The following is a 17713-nucleotide window of genomic DNA, read 5'->3' as shown; positions in this document are numbered from 1 at the left end:
TAGATAAATAGGACGGCTACTTAATCAGGGCTTAACCAGGAGACCATGCCCTCGTCCTTAAGTCTCGTCTAGAGTCTGCATCCAAAGCCTGTGTCTACAGTATTTCTCCGAATCCCTTACCAAACCAGGTGGGCGTTGGTTTGCCCATAGTGCTTTATGCCTCGTTTTTCCGATGGTGTTTCCTGCCGCATCTTACCCTGTGCAGTCTTAGGTGAATTTGGACGGCTCCTAGAGCAATACGCCCAAGCAGACCAGGCCACCTTGATCACAGATTCCCGGTTTCCGAAAGCGGCGACTCAAGAGAGTCAGTTTTGGCTGCTGCTGTCTCCAGAGTTGACAGTGCTGATTAACAGCCAACCTCAGCCGCAAGATCCCACTCAGTGCCAGGTGGGCATGACCTTTGAGGTCGATGCGATCGCACATTTCCTCACGGATTTACTGGCCCGCCCCAGCCTAAAAGCCGCTCACCGAAAAACCCTCAGCAGCCTAATTGCGCAACTGCATCCTTCTGATCCTGCAGCTCAGGGAGACTTTACGCTGGCTCTACTAGAAAGCCTCAACCGAGCTACGCTACAGACCGACCAAACCCTAGCCTGTCAGCCGGTTCAAAAAGCCCTTGACCAGCAGGTTGAGCGGAGCCTTCTGCTAGGACAGGTAATCACCAAAATTCAAGAAAGCCTGGAACTGTCAGTTATCTTGCAGACCACAGTAGCTGAGGTGCGCCAGTTTTTGGGAACCGATCGGCTGCTAATCTACCAGTTCGACCTAGAGGCAACGCCCGACACTCGCTCAATGAATGATGCTAGCAAGGTGACAGCAGTTGCGCCTGCCAGCGGCGCAGCCCAGCACAGCGGTTATATCACCTACGAGTCACGGGCCAGCGAACAAATTTCTTCAACCTTAAACTACACCGAGACCTATTGCTTTGATGACCAGTCTGACTGCCGCCTGCGCTCCTTAGAGGGAAGAGCCTTTGCTGTAGACGATGTGCAGTCTACCTACGCGCATTCCAGCTGCCTGCAGGCTTTTCTAAAGCAGGTGCAGGTGCGCTCCAAACTGGTTGCGCCCATCGTGGTCAATCAAAAGCTCTGGGGTCTACTGATTGCCCACCAGTGCCTTGACTCGCGCCAGTGGCAGCCGTGGGAAATTGAGTTTTTGCAGCACATTGCCGAACATCTGGCCATTGCCATCAGCCATGCCCAGCTCTATCAGCAGCTCCAGCAGCAGACCTACAACCTGGAAGCTTGCGTCATTGAGCGCACCCAAAACCTGCGCGATGCGCTAGGGGCTGCTCAATCTGCCAACCGGGCCAAAAGCGAGTTCTTGGCCACTATGAGCCACGAACTCCGTACGCCCTTGACCTGCATCATTGGGATGTCGGCCACGCTGCTGCGCTGGTCCTTTGGTGATTTGAGCGCCCGGCAGCGGGAGTATCTCAACACCATCCACGACAGCGGAGCCCATCTCCTGGCCCTGATCAACGACATTCTAGAGGTTTCCAAAATTGAGTCAGGTCGCACAGTGCTGGAGGTGAGTGAGTTTTCTATCACCACCCTAGGGCGGCAGAGCCTGGATGCCTATCGAATGGAGGCCACTAGCCACGGCATTGACCTGCACCTAGATCTGAAGCTGTTGCCTGACCAAGATATCTTTGTGGCCGATTCTCGGCGGGTGCGCCAGATTGTCTCAAACCTGCTGAGCAATGCGGTTAAGTTCACCCCGGCTGGGGGACGAGTCGTGCTGCGCCTGCGGCGAGACCAGCACATGCTGACCCTGCAGGTAGAAGATACTGGCATCGGCATCTCTGAAAGCCAGCAACCTCTGCTATTTGAGAAATTTCAGCAGCTAGAGAGCAGTCGGCACAGGCAATACCAGGGCACCGGACTAGGGCTGGCCTTGACCAAGCAGCTGGTTGACTTGCACGGCGGCTCTGTCAGCGTAGCCTCTAAGCTTGGCATGGGTTCTGTCTTCACCGTGCGCCTGCCGATCCAGCGGTTGACCAAGCATTCAAAGGCGGAAACGGTGCGGCCTTTGCCGGTCGAACCCAGTGTTGGGCGCATTGTGCTGGTAGAAGACAACGAGGAAAGCGCTGGCCTCGTTTGCGACATGCTGACGGCAGCTGACTATCAGGTGATCTGGGTGATTGAGGGCTCTCGTGTACTAGAGCAGGTAGAAGTGCTGCAGCCAGCGGCGGTCATTACCAGCGTCAATCTCTTGGGCTCTGATGGCTATGACATTATTCGCGCTCTGCGCCGCTATGTCGGCACGCTGGACATTAAAGTGTTGGCGTTGACCGATGGCCACACGCCCGACCAAGAACACACTGCCCGTAAAGCCGGGGCCGATGATGTGTTGACCCGGCCTATTGATCCAGAGCACCTGCTGAAAACGGTTACAGCTTTGATGTCGCTGACCCACCCGTGAAGTAGGCTCAGTGATTAAGGTAGCTGGGTTTTCAAGTGTATAGAGCCTTCTTTGACCTGATTTAAGCAGCTCCAGAGCGCTTAGAGAACACAACTAAGACGGTTTTTAGAATTAGCTGGAGGTCATAGAGCAGGTTCCAGTTTTTCTGATAGGCCAGATCCATGCGAATGACGTCTTCAAAGCTCTTGACTTGGGAGCGCCCGTTGACCTGCCATTCTCCAGTCATGCCTGGCTTGACATTGAGCCGCTGCCACTCAGGGACTTTGTACTGCTCAATCTCATCAGGCGTGGGCGGACGGGTGCCGACCAGGCTCATCTCGCCCTTAAGCACGTTCCAAAACTGGGGCAGCTCGTCCAGACTGGTCTTCCGGAGAAAGCGGCCTACGCGGGTAATGCGGAAATCGCTTTCGTTCTTAAACAAAGGCCCTTCCACCTGGTTTTGGACCTTGTGCTTAAGCGCCTCGGCATCCGTCACCATGGAGCGGAATTTATGGATCTTGAATCGCTTGCCCAGCCAGGAGCAGCGCACCTGACTGAAGAAGATGGGGCCGCCGTCTTCTAGCTTGATTGCGATCGCAATCGGCACCAGCAGCACAGCTGTAATCACCAGGCCCACCAAAGCGCCCACCACATCAATTAGCCGCTTACCGAAGGAATTAACAGAGGGATGGGTTGACGGCGGAGAAGCGAGGACTGTAGCCTGTACGGCGGGTTCTGGCGCTGAAGTGGAGGCCTCGAAGGTGAATAGCTGGTCGAGGTCTGTCATTTCCAGGGCCATTCGCACCTGAGCCTGAACTCCTCTGAGAATCAGCTGGCTGCTGTGGGCCTTACTATGGCGATAGCAAATGACCAGAGCCCCTAGGCCGCTGCTGTCAATAAACGTTGTCTGGCTAAAGTCCAGCACTAGGCTCTTCAGGTTGGGCGTGGCCTGGTAGAAACCCTGCACCGTTTTCTCAAACTCAACTGCTTCTACTAAGGTCAGCGCTGAGGGAAGAGATAAAACCGCCTCTTCCTGCTTATCAGCCAAGGGCAATGAAGCAGTTTCTAAAGTTTCGGCACTTGTTAATGACTCTGCAGGCGTCATGGTCCTCACAGTCTCCACATAGGACAGTATTTAAACTAATGTTCCCTACAGGACAGGACAACGAAATTTCCCTGCCAACTCTAACCCTTTACCAAAAAGCTTGAGGACAACCAGGAAGCCTTGCAGAGTCTTCATATAACGATGGCCACAAAATGGGCAGCAATTCGTCAGAAAGCTTACCCTGTCTAAGGTTGAGCAGATCAATTCGGCCCTACGCTGTTTAATCAGCGCTACAGTTTTTAAGAAGAGACTTTAAAGAAGAGTTAGCCTGCTTCAATCTCGCTGATGTCGTCAAGCTGCAAAATAGCAAAAGGCACCTGAGCTTACTTGATCCTCAGGTGCCCTTCAAACGGCATCTCTATTGAGTCTGCAGCTGGCCCAATTTCTGCTTAACCAGTTGGGCTGTAGCAACAATACTTGTAGGTTGGTTTCTAACGCAGGAGAAAGGAGAATCGAGAAGGCGTTGCCATCACTCCAAGGCCACTCAATTAAACAGAGCGCCGCATGAACGATTCCCAAATGAAGATAGCAATCATCGCACCGATAACGGCTACGATAATGCCAGGAATGCTTAGAGAGGCTGCCGTTAGCTGCAGCGTTCCCGTCTGAAGCAGCGACATGACGCTACCCCCAATTACAGCACCGATAATACCCAGAATGATATCGCTAAGGAATCCGCCTCCTTGAGTGCCAGGGTAGATCATCTTTGCGATCGCACCTGCCAAAAATCCTAAAATAACCCAAGCCAGAATGTTCATTATTTGAGTTCCTAAGAGTTCGTTCAACACGATTGAATAATAGCCAGACAGCGCAATCGGTTCCATCACTCAAAGGGTGGACTGCAAAACCCGTCACAATGTACAGAAAAAACGCCCTGTTACTTCTGTAGGACTGTTTTTAGAATCTGTCACTTTTCAGTCACATTTAATCGTTAAGAGTGCCGTTTAGGAGAGCGTAAGTTAACTTTTGAACCTTAACTCCAGCGAAGCCCGATAGCTGCTTAAGCAGTCAGTTTAAGTCAGCTCAACCTGTCACAAAAGAGGCTAATACAGCATTTATACCAATTAACCCTAGGATCTAGAGCTTCTCCCTGAGCAAACCCCAGCTACAAACTTGGGCAAGGAATAATTCACGTTTTAGCAAAGTTCATTCGGCTTAAAAAAGCTTTTAGTCGCTCACTCTTCGGATAGTTCAACACCTCACGGGCGTCTCCCTCCTCTTCCACGTGGCCCTGATTTAGAAAAATAACGCGGCTAGCGACCTCTTTGGCAAACTGCATCTCGTGGGTAACCACCACCATCGTCATACCCTCGTCTGCCAGTTGTTTCATGACTAGCAGCACTTCACCTACGAGTTCGGGGTCTAGGGCACTAGTAGGTTCATCAAACAGCATGACGTCGGGTTCCATGCAGAGGGCGCGGGCAATGGCTACTCGCTGCTTTTGTCCGCCGGAAAGCTGGTCAGGATAGGCATGAGCTTTTTCCAAAAGCCCGACTTTATCGAGGTAAGTGCGGGCCGTGCGAGCAGCTTCTTTGTCAGACTTTCCTAACACTTTGCAGGGCGCGAGCGTGAGATTTTCTAGCACGCTCATGTGAGAAAACAGATTGAACTGTTGAAAGACCATTCCCACATTGGCCCGCAGATTCAGCAGGGTCTTGCGGCTCAGTACAGGGTTTGATAAATCCAGATTGTTGACTATCAGCTGACCATCATTGATCGTCTCCAGCCGATTAAAGCATCGCAGTAGGGTACTTTTGCCGCAGCCAGAAGAGCCAATAATCGCAACGACTTCTCCCCGCTGAATCTGCCCGTTAATCCCTTTGAGCACCTCCAGGGCACCGTAGCGTTTGTGGAGATTTCGGAAAAGAATTGCTGGCATTCCGTCCTGCATTCCTCGCGCCCGTCCTTATGTGTATGGGGTTGTCTTTAGTAAGAATTGGCTCAAAGCATACCACCAGCCTAATGGGATTGGGGTAGTTTTGATACTGCTTTGGGGATAGTGCTGCCTGTCATCAGGTTTGCTATTACCATGCCCTTACGGGAAAATCCCTGTTTTCAAGCAATTTGGATTAGGACCTTTCAAAATGAGTTGGATGATAACCCGTTCGAAGTTTTTACGGCAAGCTGCTCTAGGTCTGGGAGCTGCTCTGATGGTTGTGGCCTGTGGAGGAAACGAGCAGGCTGAGACCCCAACCGAAACCGCTGGCGGAGCGGCCCCAGCGGCTGGCGGCGTTTTGCGGGTGGGTACCGAACCTGCTTTTCCGCCGTTTGAGTCCCAAGGGCCGGGCGGTGAGCTAGAGGGCTTCGATATTGATCTGATGCGGGCCATTGGCGAGCAGGCTGATCTGGAAGTAGAGTTTGAGAGCCTGCCCTTTGACGGTCTGATTCCGGCCCTTCAGTCGGGCTCAGTCGATGCGGCCATCAGCGCGATGACCATCACTGAGGAGCGGGCTCAGACTATTTCATTCAGTCGGCCCTACTTCGTCGCGGGCTTAGCCATTGCTGTGCAGGAAGGCACAGCTGATGTAGCCGGGCTCGATGACCTGGAAGGGAAGCGAATTGCCGTTCAGATCGGCACAACCGGAGCCAGTAAAGCGGCAGAAATTTCGGGGGCTCAGATTACCACCTTTGACTCGGCTCCGCTGGCCCTTCAGGAATTAGCCAACGGCAATGTCGATGCGGTGATCAATGATGCTCCGGTGACGCTAGATGCGATCGCATCTGGCAATCTCCAGGGCCTTGAGGTGGTCGGTGAGCTACTGACCGAGGAGTACTACGGCATCGCCCTGCCCCAAGACTCTCCCAACGTAGAGGTGATCAACAGTGCCCTAGCAGAGCTGATTGCCAACGGCACCTATGCCGAGATCTACCAGAAATGGTTCGACGCTGAGCCGCCCCAACTGCCTGAATCTGCTTTCTAAGGCTGCTGGCGCTAAGGAGACGTCGGGCAGCGTCTCCTTAGCGTGGGAGCAGGCTGTATCTAGAACGAGCCTGCTAAAATGTCTAGACATTTTTTGCCCCAACTGCCCCAATATCTGAGCGCACTGGAGAGAGAGCATCTGTGGAGAATACCCTACCATTTATTCTGAACTCCCTGCCGAGTCTATTGAGGGGGGCCATTGTCACCCTACAGCTGACGGCCGCATCCGTAATTCTGGGCCTGATAGGCGGCACTCTATTGGGCATTGCCCGGCTCTCCACCCTCGTTCCCCTGAGGTGGTTGTCTCGGGCCTACATTGACTTTTTCCGGGGCACCCCACTGCTGGTGCAGATCTTCATGATTTACTTCGGTCTGCCAGCGCTGGCTCGGGGGCTGGGCTTTACCTTCACCTTCGACCGCTGGGCTGCCGCTGTGCTGGCACTTAGCCTCAATTCGGCGGCCTACCTAGCTGAGATCGTCCGGGCAGGCATTCAGTCGATTGAGACGGGGCAGCGAGAAGCAGCTGAGTCTTTGGGCCTTGGCCCTACTCAGACAATGCAGTACATCATTTTCCCTCAGGCCTTTCGCCGCATGATTCCGCCTTTGGGCAATGAATTTATTACGCTCCTCAAAGACACCAGTCTGGTGGCTGTCATTGGTTTTGAAGAACTGTTTCGCCGGGGCCAGCTAATTGTTGCAACCAGTTACCGGGCTTTTGAAATTTATATCTCGGTGGCGCTGGTTTATCTGGTGCTTAATACGCTCTCGTCTCAGTTTTTTTCCTACCTGGAGCGCTGGACCGATCCGGTTCACAAGGCTAAGCGAAAACAGGTGAAGACTGCCCCTGCCGAATAGCCGCACCACTACTTCTGTACCTCTAGGCTGCGTAGGCGGTTGATAGCGGCGGCCAGCTCCAGCGGTCGGAACTCGACAAGATCGCCCGTCGGCCAATCTTCCAGGCAGTCTAGGCCAAACTGCGCAAGGTCGGCCATCACGGATTTTAGAACCGCCGGCAAAGGCTGCCCGCTACTCAGGTAGTGGCTGCGGGCGTAGACCATGGCGGCTGCGATCGCACGCACCTGCCCCGGTTCTATTAGCTGCTCTACTGCTGACAGGTCAATTTCTTCTTCGCCAAAGCGCACCTCATCCACGTCGCGTACCTTTAGACGCACCTCTCGCCGTCCCTGACTGGGGTCGATGCCACTGGGAAGAATGATGCGGGGAGTAATCGGCCCAAATCCGGTGCCGCCTTCAAGCTGCCGATCGCTGGGGTATTGGGCGGCGAGCGCCTTGGCCTGCTGGGTCACCTCTTGGGGCTGGTAGCTATCCATTGCAATCACGGTGTCGGCCACATCAAAGTAGTCACCGCTGCCGCCCATTACCAGCACGGTAGACACACCGTGGTCGGTGTAGAGCTGGCGCACCTTGTCAAGAAAGGGGGTAATCGGCTCGCGGTCTTTGGCAATCAGGGCCTGCATTCTGCGATCGCGAATCATAAAGTTAGTGGCAGAGGTGTCTTCATCTACCAGCAACACCTGCGCTCCGGCTTCTACCGCTTCGATAATGTTGGCGGCTTGGGAAGTGCTGCCGCTGGCGTTGGGGGTAGAAAAGGTGGTCGTGGAACGACCCTGGGGCAAGTTGCTGATAAAGGGAGAAATGTTGACGCCCGCGACACTCCGGCCATCTTCAGCCCGCACTTTCATCGCGCTTGGCTGGGTCACTACCTGCTCTCGCCCGTCCCCTGGCACGTGGTTGTAGACTCCAGCTTCCAAAGCCCGCAGCAGGGTCGATTTACCGTGGTAGCCGCCGCCCACAATCAGAGTTACCCCCTGAGGAATGCCCATGCCGCTGATAGGGCCAGCTTGAGGACAGTCGAGGGTAACTTGCAGCGCCGCTGGAGATTGAAATGGAATGACCTGATCTTCTAGGGGCCGCTCATCAACTCCACTGCGTCGGGGCAAGACTGCGCCATCGGCAACAAAGGCCACAAGGCCCCGCGATGCTAGCTGCAGGCGCAGCCACTCAGCATCTTCAGTCGTGTTGACGTGGCGAGTAATGGCCGAGGCATTCAAATGAGGGTAGAGCAGCGATTGTGTCACTAAATCCGGCAACGCTTCACACAGCAGGGTTGCGGCTTCCTGCCCAGCAATTCGTCGACCAAAGCCGGGCAGCCCCACCGTAAAGCGCAACTCCACCCACTCAGTCGTAACGCTGGCGGCAGTTCGAGCCAAAATAGCTTGGCTGGGAGCCGTCACCGCAATTAGGCCGCTCTTGCCTGACCCACGCCGCTGCTGCCGCCGAGATGCTTGGTAAAACTGTCGGGTTAGGTAGTCGGCCAAAGCCACTGCCCGCGTAGACGTGCGGTACAGATCGGCGGGAAACTGCGCGACCGCCTGGGGCACCTGCACCCGCACCCGGCTCGGTGCAGCAAAGGGATCTCCCTGCACGTAGTCTATAAACAGCATGAAACTGCCGCAGTCATACTCTCCTCGAAGGGCTTTGTAGGCTTTGTAGCTTTGCCCATCTAAGCGCTTGAGCTGCTGACAGAGAGATGCCTGAGTTTCGATCATACGTTTCCCTTAAGTAGCCGTAGCCGTTCTAAACAGATGCTTCTAGGGCGCAGTATTGCTTAGCTTATGGAGCTCCTGATCCAGATCACAGGGAAATATCGGGAAAATCACCAGGATTTTGGCACTTCATCACTGGAAATTCCCTAGTTGAGCTTGATAGTAATAGTGACGCACTAATTGCACCCCTATGACCGCCCTCCCCCTGGCTGCATCTGTTTTCTCCCCACTACAAACGGCCTTTCAACAGAATCGCCAGCGGTCTCTGGCAGTTGCCATTGGCACTAGCCTATTGACGGGCTTGCTTGCCTTGGTGACCCAAGCTCCCCTCCAGGCCAGTTCACCGCTAGCAGACGGGCAGTATCTCTATGGGGAGGCTCAAACAGCTGACGTTGCGGGCAGCACCTACATCCTGCTTCAGGTGCAGCAGGATCGGGTGGTGGGGGCTTTTTATCAGCCGTCTTCCTCCTTTGATTGCTTTCATGGCACGGTAACAGGGCAGGAACTAGATCTGTCTGTCGTTGACAGCTATGAGAGAACGTCCCATCCCTTCCAGCTGGCTCTGGCTGTTGATCCGGTGCCCGTTGCTGGTGCATCTGGGGTATTGCTCCCAGTTCAGATCGAAGGGTTCAATCGGCTGAACGACCTCAGTGGATCCGATCAGGAGATTTTGAGCACCTGTCTGGCTGACCATCCGCTGTAGCTGGGCCTCTCACACGCAGTTTTCTAGGTTTTCTAAAGATTTCTCTGACAACTTCCCTCTAGACAAGTGGCGGCGCTGTGGGTTTTATACCCAAGATCACAGTGCCGCCCTTTTTGTGTGGAATCGATTTGCGGGATCTTTGTGGGATCGATGTAGGGGCGCTAGGCCTGGATCAGCCCATTGAGGCAGAGGCTGGCGCTGGCGCTGCCAGGGGCTCCAGGTGATAGCCTACGATTTGTACCCCTCGGCAGTAAAGACCTAGCTTGGCGTACAGTTCAAAGGCAGGCTCTTGATTGTCAAGCCACTCTCGCTCGGTAAAGACCTGCGATCGCACCTCTCCTGATACAACCCTGACAGGGACTTTGCGAGATCTAGAAACCAGATAGTGAGTTGGTTGAAAGGAAGCTGTCATCGTCCTAAAGGTCTATATCTGAAATGTAAAAGTCAAACTAGCTTAAAACAAGGACTAACAATTAACCTATTGATTTGCGCGGCTTCAACGCAACAAATATAATTAAGTTATGTAAACTCTTCTCAGAGAAGAGCTTTATGAGGTCTCAGGGGCTTCTTGCTGGAAGAGCCAAGCTCCATAGAGGGGGACATTTGTATTAACCCACCTCAGGACTACGGTTCTCCCCACTGATAAACGCCTAGATTCTGCGTACAGTAGTGATACGGGATAGAAAACTTTACACGCTAGATCAATGGCCCTATCCCGTAGTGGGTGATTGATCTGGGATCTGTTTAGACAACGCTGGCCCAATTGGGCTTCCGGAGACCTGGATAGGCAATAACCAATATGTTTGAACACTTCACCAACACAGCTATTGCTGTGATCATGAAAGCCCAAGAAGAAGCACGCCGTCTCCGCCACAACTTTGTCGGAACTGAGCAGCTGCTGCTGGGTATTTTGAAAGAGGGCTCTAGCCTATCGGCCAGGGTGCTCAAGGAAATGGGCGTCAACTTAAATGATGCTCGAACCGAGGTAGAGGCCATTATTGGGCGCGGCAGCAGCAATGTCCCCCCAGAAATCCCTTTTACCCCGAAAGTTAAGCAGGTCTTTGAGCAAGCTTTTCAGGAAGCCCGCAAACTAGACTCCGCCTACGTTGAGCCTGAGCACCTACTGTTGAGCCTGACGCAAAATACTGAAAGCGTCGCTTACCGAGTGCTCAGCAATCTGGGAGTAGATCCGGCGAAAGTTCGCTCTCAGATTATCCGCAACCTAGGAGAAGCTGCCGCCATTCCCACAGGGGGTTCCGAAAACCGCCAGGGGCGTGAGTCTCGCCGTCGCAACAAAGTTCTAGGCGAGTTTGGTGTCGATCTGACCGAACGGGCTACCGCTGGCAGCATCGACCCAGTCGTAGGCCGCAGTAAAGAGATCGAGCGTGTCGTCCAAATTTTGGGCCGCCGTACCAAAAACAACCCTGTTTTAATCGGTGAACCGGGTGTGGGCAAAACTGCGATCGCAGAAGGCCTAGCCCAGCGCATCGTTAACCAAGACGTTCCCGAAACCCTGATAGACAAGCGAGTGATCATGCTTGACATGAGCCTGCTAATAGCGGGCACTCGTTTCCGGGGTGACTTTGAGGAGCGGCTAACCCAGGTGATTGAGGAGCTGCGACGCGACCCCAACATCATTCTGGTAATTGACGAAATTCATACCCTAGTGGGCGCAGGCTCCCTAGAGGGTGGGCTAGATGCGGCAAACATGCTCAAGCCGGCCCTGGCTCGCGGTGAACTCCAGTGCATTGGAGCGACCACCCTAGATGAGTACCGCAAGCACATCGAGCGCGATGCGGCTCTAGAGCGGCGTTTCCAGCCGGTCACGATTGCCCCTCCCTCGGTGGATGAGACAGTCGAGATCCTTCAGGGTCTACGAAGCCGCTATGAGCAGTTCCACCAGGTGCGGCTGACGGATGTGGCTCTAGAAGCTGCCGCCCAGCTCTCAGATCGCTACATCACCGATCGTCACCTGCCGGACAAAGCCATTGACCTGATTGACGAGGCCGCCTCGCAGATCAAGCTGCGCTATCTGCCCAAGTACCCCTCTAAGGAACTGAAGCTAGAGCTGCGGCAGGTCAATAAAGATCTTGATGCCGCGATTCAGACTCAAGACTTTGGTAAGGCGCAAGGGCTGCGCGATCGCAAAACCACCCTGCTCCAGCAGCTAACGGCTGAGGGCACGTCCTCCCAAGTTGCTGCAGCGGTTCCCACCGTTGATGAAAACAACATCGCCGATATTGTGGCCTCCTGGACAGGTATCCCTGTGAACCGGATGACCGAAACTGAGTCGGCCCGCCTGGTTCACATGGAAGATGTGCTCCATGAGCGCGTCATCGGCCAGCACGAAGCAGTGGTTGCGGTTTCCCGCGCCATTCGCCGCTCTCGGGTGGGACTGTCTAGCCCTGACAGGCCGATTGCTAGCCTGATCTTCTCCGGCCCAACTGGCGTCGGTAAGACAGAATTGGCGAAAGCGCTGGCTGTGGCTCTGTTTGGCAGCGAAGAGGCCCTGATCCGCCTCGACATGTCTGAATTTATGGAGAGCCATACCGTCTCCAAGCTGATCGGAGCCCCTCCCGGATTCGTTGGCTATGACGAGGGAGGCCAGCTGACCGAAGCGGTTCGTCGCAAGCCCTACTCTGTGATTCTGCTGGATGAGATCGAGAAGGCTCACCCTGATGTCTTCAACATCCTGCTTCAGGTGCTCGACGATGGTCGCCTCAGCGAGGCCAAAGGTCGCACCATCAGCTTCCGCAACACGCTGATCATCATGACCTCGAATATTGGGTCAAAAGTGATCGAAAAGGGTGGCGGTGGCCTGGGCTTCGACTTCGCGACAGGAGATGCGGAAATGAATCAGTACAACAACATCCGCAACCTAGTCAACGAGGAGATGAAGCAGTACTTCCGTCCGGAGATGCTGAACCGGCTAGACGAGATCATCGTCTTCCGCCAGCTCAACCGCGATGAAGTCATGCAGATCGCTGACCTTATGATGAACGAGGTCAACCATCGCCTGGAAGAGCGCTCTATCGAAGTCAGGCTGACCGATGCCTTTAAGGAGCGGTTGATCCGAGACGGCTACGATCCGCGCTACGGGGCTCGACCCATGCGCCGAGCCATCTCCCGCCTGGTTGAAGACGCTCTGGCCGAAGGCATTTTGGCTGGACGCGTTAAAGACGGTGACACAGTTGTGCTAGACATCGACGAAGATGGCGAACCGACTGCTCGTCCTGATCGCCTACCGGCCCTGGCGGGCGCTTCTCGATAAGTTAGATTCCTTGTGAGAGCGTAATGCTCTAAAACCGGGTAGCCCCGCTCTGCTAGTCAGAGCGGGGCTTTTTTTGCGGGTTGCGATCGCTCCTGCAAGCAGATCCTTGGCCTTTAACCCTCTACTTACAAATGCCGCTAGCCGGAATGCCTTCGTAGTCGAGGGCAACCTGGGAACCAGACCTAGGATTGCCCCCAGACAGATCGGTAATTCTGGCCTGATAGGAGCCGCCTGCTGGAGCTGTTACGCTGCCCGTAAACGTGGGCTGCCCCTGGCTGTTTTCGCCTTGATAGCTCAAGTTGCCGCCAAAGCTGGTGTTGGTCTCCAGGTTCCTAAAGTCAATTCGGGTAAAGCCGCTGCCGCTATAGCGGGCGATAAATACGGTCTCTTCAAAGAGGCCCTCGCACTCTAGGGTGGTCGCTGCCACTGACTGGCTGGCGGCTGCAACGGGCCCGTCAGAGGTGTCGATAAAGTCGCCGCGAATCCAGCCCTCGGCCCCAGATTCCTGAAATTTGACGTAGTACCAGGTCAGGTTGTCGTTCCCCTCCGCTGCCCGCAAGAGTTGCACTGAGTCACCGACCAGGCCGTAACCTTTGGAGCTGGACTGGGCATTGGGTTGCGATCGCAAGTTAACCTGAGCGCCTGCCTGCTGAGCAGTGAGCCTGCCACTTTTGGGTGGGTTAAGCGTCGTGCCCTCGGCCCCGGCTGTTGTGGTTGTGGGTTGGGTTGGGGCTGGCGTCGCTGTCGGAGCTGTTGGAGAGTCAGTTTGAGCCGTAGGGATTTCGGTTGAGGTGGGAACGGGTGCAACTACCTCAGGCGTCTCGTTGCGTCTGCAGCCTGCGACGGTAAGGGTTGCCGCGACCATCACCCCCAAAGTAGTCATCTTTAAAAGACTTTTCATAGATCAACCCCTTAAAATCGTTGCCCCTCCTAGGAGGGTGCCAGCGGGCAAAAACAACCCGACTATCGCAGCACTACCATCATAGATAGCGATAGATCAAACGTTTTCTCCCAGAGTGCAGAGAGGTTTTAGACCCGTCACAGTGATTTTGTAACGGGTCTACCCAAAGTGCTGAAATTCTTGGCCAGTATTTAACAAAATAGCTGCTCCATGTTGCTCAACCTGCAGCTGCACTGCTAGCTCGGTGGTCACTTCACCTACCACGGCTGCTCCCTTCCCTAGCTGCTCCACAATCGTCTGAGCTAGATTGGGGGCCAAGCAAAGCACCAGCTCAAAGTCCTCACCGCCATAAAGCGCCCAGTCAACGGCCCGCTCAGCTCCTACCCAGCGCACTAGGTTGGAATGTAGGGGCAGTTGAGATCGTTCTAGCCTGGCTCCCACCCCGCTGGCCCGACAAAGCTGCACAACAGCATTAGCTAACCCATCGCTGCTATCCATCGCGGCAATAGGTTGATCTTGAGCCAAGCCCGCCTCTAATCCTCTCTGCAGCAGCGGCAGCACGTCGAACCGGGGAATAGGTCGACGCCCATCGCTGCTATCCATCGCGGCAATAGGTTGATCTTGAGCCAAGCCCGCCTCTAATCCTCTCTGCAGCAGCGGCAGCACGTCGAACCGGGGAATAGGTCGACGATGTGCTTGCATCCACTCTGCCTGGACTGCAGCGGGCACTCCTGTCCAAGCTTCAGGCTGAAGCAGCACCTCTAGCCCCGCCCGAGACAGCCCATGGTAGCCCGTAGCAACAATTGCCTGCCCCGGCTGCGCCCTGTGGCGATACAAAACCCGCTCAGGCAAAACTGCCCCCAGAGCCGTAATTGCAACAGTAACCGTGTCTGAACGGCACAGATCACCGCCGTAGATTTCCCCACCAAAGCGCTGCAAACACGCCGCCATACCCTGGTACAGCCCCTCTACCCAGTCAACAGGCGTCTGTCCGGGCAGGCTCAGGCCCACAGTCAGACCTAGCGGCGCAGCTCCCATCGCCGCTAAATCAGACAAATTCGCAGCGGTGGCTCGCCAGCCCACATCAAAAGGGGCCGTGGTGCGATCGCTAAAGTGCACCCCATCTACCAGCACATCCGTCGTCACCACCAGCCGCTGCCCTGGCGGCAGCGCCAGCACCGCCGCATCATCGCCAACAATTTCCCGCGAGCAAAAAGGCCGCAGCCGCTCCAGCAGCCCTAGTTCGCCTAGGTCACGCACTGTGGTCATAAAGGATAGAAGGGTGGATGGGTAGGAAGGTAGATGGCTAGGAGGGTGGATAAGCAACAACTAAATTTTTCACTTTCTTATCCACTCATCCACCCACTCATTTCTCACGCCTCTGGCTGCACCAAGTTCTCCAGTCCCGAGAGCACCTGCACCTTATCGATGCGATCGCCCTGCTTTAGCTGCTCCAGCACCTCTTTGTTTTCAACTACATAGCCAAAAACCGAATAGCGGCCATCGAGTAGATTCAGGCCCGCTGGAGTCAGCTCTGGCTCAAACAAGAAAAAGAAAAACTGAGAGGACCCGCCATTGACATCATTGCCCGGACGAGCCATGCCCAAGGTGCCAAAAGCAGAAAAGGGCAGCACCGGATTATCTAGGAAGCGGCCCAAGTCTTCTAGGGTGCTGCCATAGACGGGCTGATCGTCGCCCGCAACCAAGATTTCCAGCGGGATCGCCCGGTATTGCTTTGTCTTTGGATCGATAAAGCCGTCTTCAGGCCCTGCCGGATCACCTGTTTGCAGCACGTAGTTGTCTTCTGCTCGGGTAAACTCTACTCCGTCATAAAATCCTCGCTGGATCAGATCAAGGAAGTTGCCCGCCGTCACTGGAGCACTGTAACCGTCTAACACAGCGACCAGATTGCCCTTGCTGGTTTGAAACTCAATTGTGGCGCGCCCTTTTAGCTGGGGCAGGTTGCTGTACTCCGCTGGCACCTCAAAGGGAAACTCCTTCACCATCAGCTCTTCTAGGTAGCTGACATCTTCTAGCAAGGTAGACCGCTGGGTCCAAACGGCTTCTTTGTCGCGGTTGTCTATGGCTTCGCGCAGCGGGATGAGCCCTTCCTTAAGGTCGTCTAGATACGACTGGGCTGTCGGCTGACGGTCCTCTGGAATGGCGGCTAAAATTTTGGCCTGCCCCCGGCTGAGAGTTTGCTCAACCTTAGTGACGCTGGATTTGATGGGGCCCCAGCGCTTGCTGCGCAGGGACTCGGAGATCACCTCCAGGTTTTCCTGAATCTTGCGGATTTCTTTGTTGTCAATGGGTAGAGCATTTCGCAGAAGCGCTCTGCCATCGGTAATGGCATTGCCCGGAGGCAGGTAGGCAACCGTCATGGCAGCAGGCAAAGGGCTAGCCTGTGCGACATCGAATGCTTCTAATCCAGGCAGCAGCCCGGCTGCCATAGACGCCAGCGAGAGACCTAGCGCCAACACAGCAGTCTTAAACCAGTGGGGAATTTGAATCATTCGTTTTGACCAACACTGCACACCGAGAAGGGCAGAAAAAACACCTTCTCAATCTTGCCACATCACCGGATTGCAATAGAAAAGTGTGGCGCGATGCTCCTGGGCGGTAAAATGAGTTGCCGATTGTTCTGCATCCAACGTAGCCAGTGTCATGATTTCCAGTAACGATTTTCGCCCCGGCGTCAGCATTGAACTAGATGGTTCCGTTTGGCGCGTCGTCGAGTTCCTGCACGTAAAACCCGGCAAAGGAGCTGCCTTTGTTCGCACTAAGCTAAAGAATGCTCAAACCGGTAGCGTTGTAGAGCGAACCTTCCGGGCTGGAGAAACGGTGCCCCAGGCCAACCTGGAAAAGCTAACCATGCAGCACACCTATCGGGAAGCCGAAGACTACGTCTTTATGGACATGGAGAGCTATGAAGAAATGCGCCTGACGGCTGCTCAAATTGGCGACCGGGTGAAGTACCTCAAGGAAGAAATGGCGGTCAACGTAGTTCGTTGGCAGGAACAAATCATTGAGGTGGAAATGCCCAACTCGGTTGTTCTAGAAGTGACCCAAACCGATCCTGGCGTTAAAGGCGATACGGCAACTGGCGGCACTAAGCCAGCTATTGTTGAGACTGGCGCTCAGGTCATGGTACCTCTATTTATTTCGATCGGTGAGCGGATCAAGATCGATACTCGTAGTGATTCCTATCTGGGTCGAGAATAGCTTTTTTGCCGCTTTTCAGCGTAAATTTAGGTGCTTTTCATCGAGTATCTTCTTTCGGAATAGGGCGATTTATCAGTGGAACTGAACATTAGCGAGCTTCGGGAGCTGGTTGCAGCACTCAACCAGACTGACATTGCAGAATTGACACTCAAAAGTGCTGAGTTTGAGCTGACCCTGCGTAAACATTCTGCGGTGGCTGCTGCCGTGTTGCCCGAAGCAAGGGGTTCTGGAGCCGATGGGGGATATCCTGCCGCTGGCTTTAATGGGCCTGCTGCAGCGATGCCGCCAGCGGCTTCAATGACCAATTCACCGTCTACAAACGCATCTGCTGCCCCTGAAGCATCGCCACCCCCAGCCAAAGCCGACCCAAATCTAGTAGAAATTACCTCACCAATGGTGGGCACCTTCTACCGATCGCCGGGCCCGGATGAGCCCCCCTTTGTGTCTGTGGGTGAACGCATCCGCAGTGGCCAGACGGTCTGCATCATCGAAGCGATGAAGCTGATGAATGAGCTAGAAGCTGAGATAGCCGGAGAAGTGGTCGAAATTTTAGTGGAAAATTCTGAGCCGGTTGAGTTTGGCCAGCCGCTAATGCTAGTGCGCCAACCGTAGGAATAGGCA

At 54.6% G+C, this 17713-nt stretch carries 13 protein-coding genes and 2 pseudogenes; 7 read left to right on the top strand and 8 right to left on the bottom strand.

Going from position 1 to position 17713, the window contains the following annotated elements; all coding sequences use genetic code 11:
- Window positions 1–156: 156 nt before the first annotated feature.
- Window positions 157–2424 (top strand): ATP-binding protein, encoded by a 2268-nt coding sequence (locus H6G13_RS07855; protein WP_190482578.1) that lies wholly within the window; start codon window positions 157–159, stop codon window positions 2422–2424.
- Window positions 2425–2485: 61 nt separating this feature from the next.
- On the opposite strand, the gene H6G13_RS07850 is transcribed toward H6G13_RS07855, so the two are convergent.
- From H6G13_RS07850 to H6G13_RS07840, 3 genes are all read right to left on the bottom strand, one after another.
- Window positions 2486–3508, bottom strand: a complete 1023-nt coding sequence (locus H6G13_RS07850; RefSeq protein ID WP_190482577.1) for a sugar transferase — start codon at window positions 3506–3508, stop codon at window positions 2486–2488.
- A gap of 488 nt (window positions 3509–3996) precedes the next feature.
- The gene (locus tag H6G13_RS07845; protein ID WP_190482576.1) at window positions 3997–4266 is read right to left on the bottom strand and encodes a GlsB/YeaQ/YmgE family stress response membrane protein; all 270 of its coding nucleotides are present in this window, start codon (window positions 4264–4266) and stop codon (window positions 3997–3999) included.
- Between the two features lie 371 nt (window positions 4267–4637).
- A complete protein-coding gene (locus tag H6G13_RS07840; protein ID WP_190482575.1) occupies window positions 4638–5399 on the bottom strand; it encodes an amino acid ABC transporter ATP-binding protein in 762 nt (253 codons plus the stop codon).
- A gap of 193 nt (window positions 5400–5592) precedes the next feature.
- On the opposite strand from H6G13_RS07840, the pseudogene H6G13_RS07835 reads away from it, so the two are divergent.
- Window positions 5593–6417, top strand: a pseudogene (locus H6G13_RS07835) (basic amino acid ABC transporter substrate-binding protein); the annotation flags it as partial.
- A 173-nt stretch (window positions 6418–6590) separates the two neighbouring features.
- Window positions 6591–7283: pseudogene (locus H6G13_RS07830) on the top strand (amino acid ABC transporter permease); the annotation flags it as partial.
- Between the two features lie 8 nt (window positions 7284–7291).
- Here H6G13_RS07830 and H6G13_RS07825 read toward each other — a convergent pair.
- Entirely contained in the window at window positions 7292–8998 is a 1707-nt protein-coding gene (locus tag H6G13_RS07825) for an ABC-ATPase domain-containing protein (RefSeq protein WP_190482573.1), read from the bottom strand.
- Between the two features lie 187 nt (window positions 8999–9185).
- Here H6G13_RS07825 and H6G13_RS07820 point away from each other — a divergent pair, with 187 nt between their 5' ends.
- Window positions 9186–9698 carry a hypothetical protein gene (locus tag H6G13_RS07820; protein WP_190482572.1) on the top strand — a complete coding sequence of 171 codons (513 nt, stop codon included), beginning with the start codon at window positions 9186–9188 and terminating at the stop codon, window positions 9696–9698.
- 172 nt (window positions 9699–9870) lie between these two features.
- Here the strand turns inward: H6G13_RS07820 and H6G13_RS07815 are convergent, their stop codons facing one another.
- Complete coding sequence (locus H6G13_RS07815) at window positions 9871–10110, bottom strand: hypothetical protein (protein WP_190482571.1); 240 nt, start codon at window positions 10108–10110, stop codon at window positions 9871–9873.
- Between the two features lie 387 nt (window positions 10111–10497).
- Here H6G13_RS07815 and H6G13_RS07810 point away from each other — a divergent pair, with 387 nt between their 5' ends.
- Window positions 10498–12969, top strand: coding sequence for an ATP-dependent Clp protease ATP-binding subunit (locus tag H6G13_RS07810; RefSeq protein ID WP_190482570.1), 2472 nt, complete (start codon window positions 10498–10500; stop codon window positions 12967–12969).
- Between the two features lie 121 nt (window positions 12970–13090).
- On the opposite strand, the gene H6G13_RS07805 is transcribed toward H6G13_RS07810, so the two are convergent.
- From H6G13_RS07805 to H6G13_RS07795, 3 genes are all read right to left on the bottom strand, one after another.
- Window positions 13091–13870: an SH3 domain-containing protein gene (locus H6G13_RS07805; RefSeq protein WP_242028185.1), complete on the bottom strand. Its 780-nt coding sequence runs from the start codon at window positions 13868–13870 to the stop codon at window positions 13091–13093.
- Window positions 13871–14029: 159 nt separating this feature from the next.
- Entirely contained in the window at window positions 14030–15139 is a 1110-nt protein-coding gene (gene thiL / locus H6G13_RS07800) for a thiamine-phosphate kinase (protein WP_190482569.1), read from the bottom strand.
- 104 nt (window positions 15140–15243) lie between these two features.
- Entirely contained in the window at window positions 15244–16383 is a 1140-nt protein-coding gene (locus tag H6G13_RS07795) for a peptidylprolyl isomerase (RefSeq protein WP_190482568.1), read from the bottom strand.
- A gap of 151 nt (window positions 16384–16534) precedes the next feature.
- On the opposite strand from H6G13_RS07795, the gene efp reads away from it, so the two are divergent.
- On the top strand, window positions 16535–17092 hold the full coding sequence (efp, locus tag H6G13_RS07790; protein WP_190482567.1) for an elongation factor P: 558 nt from the start codon (window positions 16535–16537) through the stop codon (window positions 17090–17092).
- A gap of 75 nt (window positions 17093–17167) precedes the next feature.
- Window positions 17168–17704 carry an acetyl-CoA carboxylase biotin carboxyl carrier protein gene (accB, locus tag H6G13_RS07785; RefSeq protein WP_190482566.1) on the top strand — a complete coding sequence of 179 codons (537 nt, stop codon included), beginning with the start codon at window positions 17168–17170 and terminating at the stop codon, window positions 17702–17704.
- Window positions 17705–17713 lie beyond the last annotated feature (9 nt).

Origin of the sequence: Pseudanabaena sp. FACHB-2040 (assembly GCF_014696715.1) — a bacterium.
Lineage (GTDB): Bacteria > Cyanobacteriota > Cyanobacteriia > Phormidesmidales > Phormidesmidaceae > JACVSF01.
The sequence above is the reverse complement of the archived record's forward strand: the minus strand, read 5'-3'. Positions and strand labels throughout refer to the sequence as shown.